Genomic DNA, 10,746 nt, shown 5'->3' on the forward strand with positions numbered 1-10,746 from the left:
GGTTCGGGTCTTGGGCTGTGCATCACCAAACGACTGACGGAATTGTACCAGGGCAGTTTCTCAATTCAGGGCGAGCCGGGGCGCGGGACAACGGTCAGCTTAAGATTGCCAAAGCCCCGCGCGAAGTGAGCCCCCTGGCAAACGGTGGGCGTCGCGCGCGTCCCTCGTGGGCGATCCGGGGGGATCGCAACCGGCCTCGCGCTCCGGTCTTTCGTCGCAGGAGGATTTGCGTTTTCAAAAAGGCCGGATCGGCTAGCCTCCTGCCCGTGTCTGCCTTCGTCAATCCGGCGCTGAAAGCCTTCGTCACGCAAATCGGCAGCGAATTGACGCTCGCACAAATCGTGATCACAGCCAAAGGACGGACCTTTGAACTGCGGCACCTGGAAGACCGCGGGAGGCCCGCGCGGGATCTGCGTGAATTGAAGCTCGATGACCTGCGTGCCATGGCGCAATTCACCGCAAGCGGGGCGTTTCGCCCGTTGAAATCCGCGCCCACGCTACAAACGGGCTGGCACTGCGCAGCCCGGGATGAGGCGGAGTTGGAATCGGCGGTGAACCGGCTCTACCCCGGGGCACTCGCCGACTGGTTCGCGGCACAGTCGCCGCTCCCGCCGGTGACGAATTTCCGCGACTTCACCGGTCGCCAGACCGGCATGTACCGCGTTACGACGATGCTGAGCGATACGCAAACAGAGCGGGTCGCGCGCGCGTGCTGTCACCGGAGTTTTTGTTTGAAGCGCCGGCTTTGGATCGTGAGCGGATTGACTCCGGAAACAGTTGATGACAAAAGCCTGATTCCCTGTCTTGAACCTTGCGCAATTTTGCTGGAATTTGCCCGCAAAGCCGCACGCATCGAACAGGAAGCAAAAATGAAACTGGAACTTTCTCCCGGTGAAACGGCCACCTTGATGGCGGCGGTGGAAATCGCGCTCCGGCATCCCGAAGGCGGCTTGCGTGAGGCCGATTTCGACGCGCCAGCAAACCCGCGACGGCTGCAGCTGCTAAGGGAAAAACTTGCGGCCCTGCCAATATCGCCTACAGTTAGCCCGGAAGAATAAAGACCAGTAACGCTCAATCCAGTCTATGAAACATTTCCTTCGACCCCTTGCGATCCGGCAGTTGCTCGCTTTCTGCCGGCTCGGCGCCGTGGCCTCGGCGGCGGCGCTGGCGTTGAACGCCGCGGAAGAGAAAGCGCCCGGGTCCAATCTGGTCGGCAAGCCGCTCGCGATCAAGTTTTCGGCGGTGGACGGGCGCGCCGTGGATGTCGAGAAACTGCGCGGCAAAGTCATCCTGGTTGATTTCTGGGCCACCTGGTGCGGACCGTGTGTTCGCGAGGTCCCGCACGTGAAGACGGTTTATGAGAAACTTCATCCCAAGGGATTCGAGATCGTGGGCATCAGTTTCGATGAAAAGAAAAGCGCGCTTCAGGCTTTTGTTTTGAAGGAGAAGATGGCCTGGCCGCAGTACTTTGACGGGAAAGGCTGGGACAATCAGATGGGTACACGATTTGGAATCGAGTCCATTCCCACCATGTGGCTCGTGGACAAGAAGGGCGTGCTGCGCGACATCGATGCCGGCGAGAACCTCGAAAACAAAGTGCAAAAGCTCCTGGCGGAATAGCCTCCGCCCACTTCACACCACCGTTTATGAAATCCAAACTGCAGATGTTCGTGCTGGCGGCCGTGTTTGCCGCCGGCGCGCCGATCATGTCAATTGCGGCCGAAGCGGCGAACGACGACGCCGATACCGCCTGGAAACAATTGCAGAAAGCGCTGCGCCCGCCCTCGCCGCCGCCGGAATGGCAGACCAACCGCCCTTCCTCCGAAGAAATCGAGAAATATCAACAACGGCAGGGCAAGCTGGCCGCCGAGGCGGCCGACAAGGCCAAGGATTTTTACACACGGTTCCCGGATCACCCAAAGGCCGCCGAGGCACGGAAGAAAGAGTACGAAATGATTTCCACGGCGTCGCGGCTGGGCAACGCTGATGTCGAAACCAGACTGGCTGCGTTGGAGGTCGAGCACGCCAGGGACCCGGGCCTCAGCGACGACGAGCGTTTTGAACTCCGCGCCCGCGCCGTGCAACGCGCGGCGATGAAAAAGCAGCCCGAAGGCATGACGGCGGTCCTGGACGAATTCGAAAAGGGGGCGCGCGAGTTGCAAAAGGAATTTCCGAAGCGACCGGAAGTTTACGGAATGCTTCTGGAGGTGGCCTCCAACGCGGAGGCCGGGAAAGCCCGCAAGCTGGCGCAGGAGATCATGGACGGTCCGGCGCCTGACGAAGTCAAAGAGGGCGCGAAGGGACTGCTCAAAAAACTCGACGCCATCGGCAAGCCTCTGGCCGTCAAATTCACGGCGGTGGACGGGCGCGAGGTGGATCTCGCGAAGCTGAACGGCAAGGTGGTGCTTGTGGACTTCTGGGCCACCTGGTGCGGGCCATGCGTGGCCGAAGTGCCCAACGTGGTTGCCGCCTATGAAAAACTGCATCCCAAAGGATTTGAAATCGTGGGCATCAGCTTCGATCAGGAAAAAGACAAACTCACCGAGTTCACCGGCAAGAAGGGAATGACGTGGCCGCAGTACTTTGACGGCAAGGGCTGGCAAAACAAGTTCGGTGGCGAGTTTGGAATCAACAGCATTCCCACCATGTGGCTCGTGGACAAAAAGGGCGTCCTCCGCGACGTGAACGGACGCGAAGATCTCGTGGACAAAGTGGAAAAGATGCTCGCGGAATAGTCCTTCGCCCCGTATCCATCAGGCGACGGCTCCGGCGCATTGCGCATTGATTCGGATCACCGGGCACCCAACGGGAACAGGAATTCATTTGTCAGTCCGCACGGCGTAAGGCTAAATGCGCCTGCGATCATGGACTCTTTGGCGAACCTGCTCTGGCACAATGGAAACTTTCTCGGAATCGAATGGAACGCATGGAAAGCCATCGGCTGGCTCGGCAATGCGACGTTCTTCTCCCGCTTCTTCGTCCAGTGGTATGCGACCGAAAGAAAGAAGCAGGTCGTGGTGCCGACGGCGTTCTGGTGGTTGAGTCTGGCCGGCTCGTTCTTCCTCCTTTGTTACGCCCTCTTTTACAAGCGAGACTCGGTGTTCATTTTTGCCTACGCCTTCACCTGGATTCCCTACATTCGTAATCTCATCATCCACCGGCGGCATAAAGAGGCGCATTTGAACTGTCCCGCGTGCGGAGTGGATTCCCCGCCGTCGGCTAACTACTGCGCGAAGTGCGGGACAAAGCTGATCACGTAGAACCGGGCGCGCCCTTGATCCCGTCGAGCCGCGGCGAATTATTTTCCGGACTGACCGGGGGTCGGGAACTGTCCCGGTTGCGCCACCTGATCGGTTGGGAAAGATTTAAGTCCGTACTTCTCCAGGATCGGAGTAAAGTCCGGATGCGTCTGGGAAAAAGACTGCAAGCCAGCGACCAGCTTGTTTACCAGAGGCCACTTTGTTGTCTGAAATTCCTGAGTCAGTCTCCGCGCACCGTCCAATTCCGCGCGGATGATGCGGTACTGGTAAAGCAGAAACGCGTTGACAGCGACGCTCAACAGGAGCGTGGCCAGCAGGGTCGTGTTGAACAGTGATCTCAACCGCTGAAGTTCCTCATGCAATTCCCGCTGGGAAGCGGGCCCTGCGGATGGCTGGGCCATTCCCGGAGCGACGACAGGATTGTCCGGTTCGATCATGCGATTATTTACCGACGGGTTTGGGTGTGGCGCCGCCGGTCGAATTGGTTTTGAGATTAAGAGAGACCAAAAGCGGGTCGATGGAGGGATTACGCTTGCTGTATTCCAGAGTGTCGTTCAGCAGCGCCTGGGCAAGGTTCAACCGGTTGTTGGCATCCATGACCGACGGCTGCAGCCCGCGCAATTGGCGCGTTGCGAAATACAAACGCGACACCTGCCACGCGGCCGCAAATGCAGCGACGACCAGCACGCCAGCCAAAACCGCCGAGAATGAACCGCTTTTCATAGCATTACGGCCCACTCTACTGATCGGCCTCGGCGCTTGTCCATTTTGTTTTTGACACCCGGTCATTCGGATATCGTGGAACCTTTTTTCGGTCCGGCACGTCTGAAATCTGAGCTGACGGGCTGAAGCACCCGGGCGCCATCGCAAATCCCTTCGACCAAAACGATCCGTTAAAGGGCAAAGCGGAAAACGACCGCTCCACGAGCTCACTTGTGCCTGAATGGCAAAAAGGCGCCCGGTGTTGGAGACGCGAGCAGTCAGCTGGCCAGATCGGCGCGACACACTTGCAGATGTGGTTCCCACTGCGAAGGTTGGCGCACATTTCAGCGGTTGACGACAACGCGGTTTCCGGCAAGAAATAATTCGCGTGGCGAAGGAAGACCCAATTGAACTAACGGGCACCGTGACGCAAGTGCTGCCGGGCACGATGTTTCGAGTATCGCTGCCGAACGGACACGAAGTCCTCGCGCATATTTCAGGAAAAGTGCGCAAGAATTTCATCCGCATCAGCGTCGGCGACAAAGTCAAAGTGGAGATGTCTCCCTACGATCTGGGCAAGGCGCGCGTCATTTACCGCGAGTCCTAGCTCGGCTGTCGGACAGTTCACTCAGAAAGACGGTGCCCGCGTGCCCGTTACCCGGTCACGCCTACCATTCCTCGAACCGCTGCGATTCACGCGCTCTCCGGCACCGTCATCCCAAAGCGCGGAATGCGCGTCAACACCTTCCTCCCTTCCGCGTCAACGCCTAGATAGCTTCCCTCGGCCACGGCAGAACGCGCGCTCAACAGGTGAAAGCTATTGTAACTGAACTTCTCGCCCGGCTCCAGGGTCGGGAACTGCCCGACAACGCCGTCTCCCTCCACCGCGGTGATTCCGCCACTATCGTCGGTCACCACCCATTTGCGGCCCTTGATGGTCACGTGACGGTTGCTGTCGTTGTGAATGGTAACGTAATAGACGAAACAATGCGGTCGCTCTGCCGGTGTTGGCGCGTCCGCCTGATAAACGACCCGGTCCACGGTCACCCGCAAACCCGGAAGTTCCTCGATTTTCTCCAAAGCAGCCACGCGGAAAGAATAGCTTGAGGCGGCCGGTGCGCCAAGCAAGGGAAATCTACTCGTAACGCAGGGCGTCGATCGGATCGAGGCGGGCTGCTTTGAGCGCGGGAAAGAAGCCGAACACGACGCCGATGATCGCGCTGACGGTAAACGCCACGATCACTGAAGCGTTCGAAATGAGCGTGGGGAATCCGGCAAATTTGGTCAGCAAAGGCGCCAGCCAGAATCCGGTTCCGATCCCCAGGGCGCCGCCGACGACACTTAACAAGACCGCCTCAGTCAGGAATTGACGAAGCACGTCGCGACCGCGCGCGCCGACGGCGAGCCGGATGCCAATTTCGCGCGTTCGCTCGGTTACGCTGACCAGCATGATGTTCATGATGCCGATGCCGCCGACGACGAGTGAAATGCCCGCAAAGAAGCCGATCAGGATCGTCATGATACGGTTGTTGGCGTTGAAGAAATCACTTGTCTCCTGCTGCGTCCTGACCATGAAGTCGTCATCCTTGCCTTCAGTAATCTGGTGGCGCTGGCGGAGGAGCGTGGTGATGTCATTTTGCACGTCGGCAATCAACTCGGGGGATTCGGCCTGTACGAAGATCGAACGGAACCGCGTGTCACCCGAGAGCCGTTTCATCAGGCTGGTGTAGGGCACGAGCAGGACGTCATCCTGATCCTGTCCGAAGCTGCCGGAACCTTTGGACTCGAGCCAGCCGACGATGGTGAATGGCGCATTCCTGACGCGAATGACCTGGCCGACCGGATCCACGCTTTCACCAAACAACGTCGTGGATGTGGTGTTGCCGATAAGACAGACCTTGCTGGCGTTGCGGACATCGGTCTCGGAGAAGTTTTCGCCGCTGCGCAGCGGCCAGGAGCGCGCCGTCAGGTATTCAGCGCTGACGCCGAGGACTTGAACAAAGCTGTTCTGATTGCCGACCGCCAGTTGCACCGAGGCGCGGACTTCCGGGCTGGCGGCTGTGACGCCGGAAACCTCCCTGCGAATGGCCTCGTAATCCTCGGGCTTCAGGTTGGGAGCCATGCCAAATCCGCCGCGTACGCCGCCGCGGGAGATGTTGCCCGACAACACGGTCAGGAGATTCTGTCCCATGCTGGCAATGCGTTTGTCCACTTCAGCCTTTGCTCCCGTCCCCATGCTCACACCGACAATCACCGCGGCAATGCCGACGATAATGCCAAGCATCGTAAGAAACGATCGGAGAACGTTCCGACGCAGCGCACGCAGGGCGATCTTGAAAACTGCAAGCATGATTCAGGTGAGTTGGACGGCTTTGTGTTCGGAGTCGAGCCTGGCCAGTTCTTCCGTGGCGAGGAAGCGGTCCTTCACGGTCTCGTCGCTGCGGACCAGACCGTCGCGCATAACGACCACACGCCGGCAGTAACGCGCGATGTCAAGCTCGTGAGTCACCATGATAACCGTCATTCCCTCGTCGTTCAGTTGCTGGAAAATGCCCATGATCTCGATGCTCGTCCGGGAATCGAGATTGCCGGTGGGCTCGTCCGCAAGCAGCAGTTTGGGTTGATTCACCAACGCGCGGGCGATGGCCACCCGTTGCTGCTGTCCACCGGAAAGCTGGCTCGGCGTATGGTCGGCACGATCCGCGAGACCGACAAGGGCGAGCGCCTTCCCGGCGCGGTCAAGCTGGTCGCGTCCCCGTATCCCGGGCCGGCAATAGAGCATCGGCAGTTCGACGTTCTCAAGCGCGGTGGTACGGGCGAGCAAATTGAAACCCTGGAAAACAAACCCGATCTTCCGATTGCGCAGACTTGCCAGTTCATCGCGATTCAATTCGCCGACGTTCACGCCGTCGAGCAGAAAACGCCCGCTGGTCGGACGGTCCAGACAGCCCAGGGTGTTCATCATCGTGCTTTTGCCGGACCCGCTCGCGCCCATGATGGCGACAAACTCGCCGGGTTGAATGGAAAGCGTAACCCCCCGCACAGCGTGAACCTCGACCTCGCCGGTTACGTAGGTCTTGCGAAAATCTTCGAGCTGGATGACGGGTATCGCCACGTTGGGGAAGTTCAGGTCACATGTCGCCGCAGATTACCGCCGCCCACCACCGAATGGTCCCCGAAACGGGTTCACTGCCGGCGCGGCGGTCGTGGCGACGGTGCTCGTGCCGGTGATGACAACGTCCCCTTCCTTCAAACCCTCCTGCACCTCGGTGTTGGTGCCGTCGCTGATCCCCGTCTTGACCGTCACGACGGTAAGCACCGGCCTGCCCGGCGTCGAACGTTCCTTGTCCAGGACGTAAACCTTCCGAATGGCCGGCCCCTCGTTCTGGCTGCTGTTGCGATTGCCGCCACCAAACATCCCGCCGCCCCCGCCCGAGGTGCCCGGACCGCCTCCTCCTTCGCCCTGGGCTCTCTGAGCAAAGCGGGCGCGAAACTCCGCCATTATCCGCTGGTACTTTTCCTTCTGTTCGGGCGTCAGGGAAGCCTCATATTCGGAGCGTTCCTGTTCTGTGGGTCTCCGGCGCTCGCCCCCTGCCTGCCAGGGCGGAATGGGCAGGCCGGCGAACGGTCCGCTCGTGGCAATTTCTGCTTTTTTTTCAGATTTTGAGGCAGGGGCGGTTCCGCCAGCTGCCCTGGCAACGGCATCGTTGGTGGAGCCAATCACGGCGTTGTCCGGCACATGAAAACGGAGCGCGGCGTCGGGAACATAGAGAACATTCGTGCGTTGTGCCGTGATGATCGTGGCGTTGGCCGTCATTCCCGGCCTCAGCTTGAGGTCTTTGTTGTCGACCTCGACGACCGTCGTGTAAGTCACGACGTTCTGGTTTGTAATCGGCGCAAAACGAACCTGATTGACTCGCCCCGAAAATTTTCGGCCAGGAAATGCGTCCACCGTAAACCTGACATTTTGCCCTTCCTGCACGCCGCCAATATCGGCCTCGCTGACCAACGTCTCGATCTGCATTTTCGTCAGGTCGTTCGCGATGGTGAACAATTCGGGTGTGTTGAAGCTGGCCGCGACGGTCTGCCCGGCATCGACTTTTCGCGAGATAACCATGCCACTGATGGGCGCGACGATCGTCGTGCGGTCGAGGTCAACCTTGGCGCTGTCCACGGAAGCCTGGTGTATCTTCACATTGGCGTCGGCCTGTTGCAACGCCACATCTGCCTGTTCGAAATCGGATTCGGAAATGAGTTTGTCGGCGAACAGCTGCTTGGCTCGTTTGGCGTTGTATTTCGCCAGTTCCAATCCGGCCTGTGCATTGGCCAGATCGGCCACTGCACGGGCCAGAGCGCGCTCGTAGGTGGCCGGATCAATCTTTGCCAGTTCATCTCCCTCACGCACCCGGGAGTTAAAGTCCACCTTGAGTTCGGTGATTATCCCGGAGATCTGGCTGCCGACCGTGACGGTACGGACCGGGTTTAGCGCACCGTTGGCGGTCACGGCCTGCGTGATCTCGCCCCTGGCAACGACCACCGTCTTGAAATCCACCGGTCCGCCGTTCGGCTTCCTGAAGTAGGCGACCCCGCCGACACCCGCCCCCACGACGGCGACGACGATCACCAGCCACTTCAGTATGCTCGATTTTTTGTTAGCTGCCATAAAATGCCGGTCCCGCCTTTGTGGCGCAGGTTCTTGACTGCACTGTTGAGACGTTGCCCAAAAGGATGGTTGTTGGATGCGGATGACACCGGATTCCTGCGGCCAGATCCCGATCACTCCGGCGGTCTGTGGCGAAAGCGCCTGCCCATGAATTCCCGCCGCTCTTTCTCCATCTGATCAAGCCTCTCCCGCTGCGATGGATCCAGCACTTTGGCGATCTCCTCGTTTGAGCTGCGGACGAGGTCCTCAATCTCTTTGACCGTGCGATCATGGACCGATTCCATATCCTGCGCGCGTTTTTCAAGGATTGGATCAATCCGCCTCATCTGTTCCGGTGTCAGGTTCAGATCGGCCTGCAGGCGGTCGCGAAACCGGGCGCAAATTTTTTGCGGCGTCAGCCGTTCCATGCTCTTTTGTTTGGCGCCGGTCCAGCCCAGGACAGCTCCGGTAATCCCGCCGACAAGAAAAATCGCGGCCAGATACACGATGATTTTGTTTTTGGTCAACTGGCTCATGGCAGCATGCTCAAACGCAGCGCGGAGTCCGCGATCGCGACCGAGCCCGGCTCGCGTTCTCTTAACGTCTGATAATTCACCACCACGCTCAACAACAGGATCACGCCGGCGCAAATCAGCCCGCCGCGCAGCAGGGCGGCCCACGGCGGCGATTCCTCTCCCTCGCGCCGCGCGCGCCAGCAGGCCAGAAGCCGTGTGTCGAAGCCAAACGGCATTTCCGCGGGCGGTTCCGGAGGCGCGCGCCGCGCCGCGTCCGCCAGCCGCTTCCAATAATCGTGCTTCATCGCCGTTCCTCCGCCACTACCCGGGCAAATTGTTTCCTCAACTTCAGCCGCGCCCGGAACGCCCGGACCTTGATCAGCGACGCGTTCCACCCGGTCATTTCTGTGACTTCCTGCACGGAGCGTTCTTCCAGATCCAGCATCGTCAAAATCAGCCGGTCTTTGGGCAGGAGCGTTTCCAACATTTTGTGCGCCAGTTCGCGCACGGTCAACTGCTCGAATGGGTCCGGCTCCTTCGAGGTGACCGCGACTTTCTCCATCACTTCCGCCTCGTCTTCAGTCAAATCGGCCCACCGCAACTCCGGCCGGCACTTCTCGGACCGCAGCGCATTGAGACAGGTGTTCACCGCCACCCGTGAGACCCAGTGCTCGAACGGCACGCTGCCGGAGTATTGATCGATATGGGCAAAAACCTTGCCGAAGACCATCTGCGCCAGATCCTCCTCGTCCGTCCGCCGTGGCAAATGGGAGCGCACAATCTTCATGACCAGTGGGTAAAGCTCCTGCACCAGCGCGCGAGCGGCGTCTTCATCACGCCGGCGCACGCGGTCCAGGCAGGCTGCCATGTCCAGGCCAGCCTCAGCCTTGCAGGATTCCATAACTGAAAAAGCACATAGCTTGATGACCCGCGACGCTCCGAAGAGGTTACGGGCGCGGCAGGCATTTTATGCCCGGGAACGCCCCGGAATGCGATAGCGAAGTTTGGACTTTGAACATGTCCTGCCGGCCGCCATCCTCGCCCCATGCAACTCCACTTCTTCGGCGCCACCCGCACGACGACCGGATCGATGTTTCTTCTGGAATTGAATCAACGGCGGCTGCTGTTCGAATGCGGCCTGTTTCAAGGCAAACGCGACGAATCCATCGAGCGGAATCGCAATTTTCCGTTCGACCCGAAGTCGCTCGACGCCGTTGTTCTCAGCCACGCGCATATTGACCACTGCGGCAACCTGCCAAACCTCTGCCGCCAGGGTTACGGCGCAAATATTTATTGCACGTTCGCCACACGCGATCTCGCCGCCATCATGCTCGAAGACTCGGCCGAAATCCAGAGGGCGGATGCCGAATTTGTTTCCAAAAAGCGCGCCGCCAGGGGCCAGCCACCGGTCGAACCGCTCTACTCCGCCGCCGATGCCGAAAAAGCCGTCCGCCAATTCGTCTCAATCAACTACGGCCGTCCGTTTCCGGTCATGGACGGTGTAACCGTGACGTTCCGGGACGCCGGACACATCCTCGGCTCCGCGCAGGTCATCCTCGACGTCCGCGAAGGAGGCCGCTCTTACCGTATCCTTTTCAGCGGTGACGTCGGGCGCGGGGGCGACGAC

At 59.7% G+C, this 10,746-nt stretch carries 16 protein-coding genes; 7 read left to right on the top strand and 9 right to left on the bottom strand.

The annotated features are described in order from the left end of the window. The 5 genes from VN887_07345 to VN887_07365 all read left to right on the top strand — a co-directional run. The coding region (locus tag VN887_07345; GenBank protein HXT39821.1) for an ATP-binding protein at positions 1 to 129 on the top strand (129 nt) is incomplete at its 5' end. Positions 130 to 266: 137 nt separating this feature from the next. Beyond that, positions 267 to 1,058 (top strand): DR2241 family protein, encoded by a 792-nt coding sequence (locus tag VN887_07350; GenBank protein ID HXT39822.1) that lies wholly within the window; start codon positions 267 to 269, stop codon positions 1,056 to 1,058. Between the two features lie 25 nt (positions 1,059 to 1,083). Next, the gene (locus VN887_07355) at positions 1,084 to 1,620 is read left to right on the top strand and encodes a TlpA disulfide reductase family protein (GenBank protein HXT39823.1); all 537 of its coding nucleotides are present in this window, start codon (positions 1,084 to 1,086) and stop codon (positions 1,618 to 1,620) included. Positions 1,621 to 1,646: 26 nt separating this feature from the next. Beyond that, positions 1,647 to 2,735, top strand: a complete 1,089-nt coding sequence (locus VN887_07360) for a TlpA disulfide reductase family protein (protein ID HXT39824.1) — start codon at positions 1,647 to 1,649, stop codon at positions 2,733 to 2,735. A gap of 129 nt (positions 2,736 to 2,864) precedes the next feature. After that, the gene (locus VN887_07365; protein HXT39825.1) at positions 2,865 to 3,260 is read left to right on the top strand and encodes a lipid-A-disaccharide synthase N-terminal domain-containing protein; all 396 of its coding nucleotides are present in this window, start codon (positions 2,865 to 2,867) and stop codon (positions 3,258 to 3,260) included. Between the two features lie 38 nt (positions 3,261 to 3,298). Here the strand turns inward: VN887_07365 and VN887_07370 are convergent, their stop codons facing one another. Together VN887_07370 and VN887_07375 are read right to left on the bottom strand one after the other, a co-directional pair. Beyond that, complete coding sequence (locus tag VN887_07370) at positions 3,299 to 3,697, bottom strand: hypothetical protein (GenBank protein HXT39826.1); 399 nt, start codon at positions 3,695 to 3,697, stop codon at positions 3,299 to 3,301. A 4-nt stretch (positions 3,698 to 3,701) separates the two neighbouring features. After that, on the bottom strand, positions 3,702 to 3,983 hold the full coding sequence (locus VN887_07375; GenBank protein HXT39827.1) for a hypothetical protein: 282 nt from the start codon (positions 3,981 to 3,983) through the stop codon (positions 3,702 to 3,704). Positions 3,984 to 4,350: 367 nt separating this feature from the next. Between VN887_07375 and infA the strand changes: the two genes are divergently transcribed. Then, entirely contained in the window at positions 4,351 to 4,569 is a 219-nt protein-coding gene (gene infA / locus VN887_07380; protein ID HXT39828.1) for a translation initiation factor IF-1, read from the top strand. 86 nt (positions 4,570 to 4,655) lie between these two features. Here the strand turns inward: infA and VN887_07385 are convergent, their stop codons facing one another. The 7 genes from VN887_07385 to VN887_07415 all read right to left on the bottom strand — a co-directional run bounded on the left by VN887_07385 (position 4,656) and on the right by VN887_07415 (position 10,020). Further along, positions 4,656 to 5,051, bottom strand: a complete 396-nt coding sequence (locus tag VN887_07385) for an ApaG domain (GenBank protein HXT39829.1) — start codon at positions 5,049 to 5,051, stop codon at positions 4,656 to 4,658. Between the two features lie 46 nt (positions 5,052 to 5,097). After that, entirely contained in the window at positions 5,098 to 6,312 is a 1,215-nt protein-coding gene (locus VN887_07390; GenBank protein HXT39830.1) for an ABC transporter permease, read from the bottom strand. Positions 6,313 to 6,315: 3 nt separating this feature from the next. After that, positions 6,316 to 7,077, bottom strand: a complete 762-nt coding sequence (locus VN887_07395; protein HXT39831.1) for an ABC transporter ATP-binding protein — start codon at positions 7,075 to 7,077, stop codon at positions 6,316 to 6,318. A gap of 33 nt (positions 7,078 to 7,110) precedes the next feature. Continuing rightward, on the bottom strand, positions 7,111 to 8,625 hold the full coding sequence (locus VN887_07400; protein ID HXT39832.1) for an efflux RND transporter periplasmic adaptor subunit: 1,515 nt from the start codon (positions 8,623 to 8,625) through the stop codon (positions 7,111 to 7,113). A gap of 113 nt (positions 8,626 to 8,738) precedes the next feature. Then, entirely contained in the window at positions 8,739 to 9,140 is a 402-nt protein-coding gene (locus VN887_07405; protein HXT39833.1) for a hypothetical protein, read from the bottom strand. Next, positions 9,137 to 9,424, bottom strand: coding sequence for a hypothetical protein (locus VN887_07410; GenBank protein ID HXT39834.1), 288 nt, complete (start codon positions 9,422 to 9,424; stop codon positions 9,137 to 9,139). Before VN887_07410 ends, VN887_07405 begins: the two co-directional genes overlap by 4 nt. Next, positions 9,421 to 10,020, bottom strand: coding sequence for an RNA polymerase sigma factor (locus VN887_07415; protein HXT39835.1), 600 nt, complete (start codon positions 10,018 to 10,020; stop codon positions 9,421 to 9,423). The genes VN887_07410 and VN887_07415 overlap by 4 nt, the downstream gene beginning before the upstream one ends. 144 nt (positions 10,021 to 10,164) lie before the next feature. Here VN887_07415 and VN887_07420 point away from each other — a divergent pair. After that, positions 10,165 to 10,746, top strand: a 582-nt coding sequence (locus tag VN887_07420; protein HXT39836.1) for an MBL fold metallo-hydrolase, incomplete at its 3' end; no start/stop codon positions are given.

This window comes from Candidatus Angelobacter sp. (assembly GCA_035607015.1).
Taxonomy (GTDB): domain Bacteria; phylum Verrucomicrobiota; class Verrucomicrobiia; order Limisphaerales; family AV2; genus AV2.

What these genes read in the sequence shown, in the direction of transcription:
- VN887_07355 (HXT39823.1), top strand. Translation starts at nt 1,084, where the DNA reads ATGAAACATTTCCTTCGACCCCTTGCGATCCGGCAGTTGCTCGCTTTC.
- VN887_07360 (HXT39824.1), top strand. Translation starts at nt 1,647, where the DNA reads ATGAAATCCAAACTGCAGATGTTCGTGCTGGCGGCCGTGTTTGCCGCC.
- VN887_07365 (HXT39825.1), top strand. Translation starts at nt 2,865, where the DNA reads ATGGACTCTTTGGCGAACCTGCTCTGGCACAATGGAAACTTTCTCGGA.
- VN887_07370 (HXT39826.1), bottom strand. Translation starts at nt 3,697, where the DNA reads ATGATCGAACCGGACAATCCTGTCGTCGCTCCGGGAATGGCCCAGCCA.
- VN887_07375 (HXT39827.1), bottom strand. Translation starts at nt 3,983, where the DNA reads ATGAAAAGCGGTTCATTCTCGGCGGTTTTGGCTGGCGTGCTGGTCGTC.
- VN887_07390 (HXT39830.1), bottom strand. Translation starts at nt 6,312, where the DNA reads ATGCTTGCAGTTTTCAAGATCGCCCTGCGTGCGCTGCGTCGGAACGTT.
- VN887_07400 (HXT39832.1), bottom strand. Translation starts at nt 8,625, where the DNA reads ATGGCAGCTAACAAAAAATCGAGCATACTGAAGTGGCTGGTGATCGTC.
- VN887_07405 (HXT39833.1), bottom strand. Translation starts at nt 9,140, where the DNA reads ATGAGCCAGTTGACCAAAAACAAAATCATCGTGTATCTGGCCGCGATT.
- VN887_07410 (HXT39834.1), bottom strand. Translation starts at nt 9,424, where the DNA reads ATGAAGCACGATTATTGGAAGCGGCTGGCGGACGCGGCGCGGCGCGCG.
- VN887_07415 (HXT39835.1), bottom strand. Translation starts at nt 10,020, where the DNA reads ATGGAATCCTGCAAGGCTGAGGCTGGCCTGGACATGGCAGCCTGCCTG.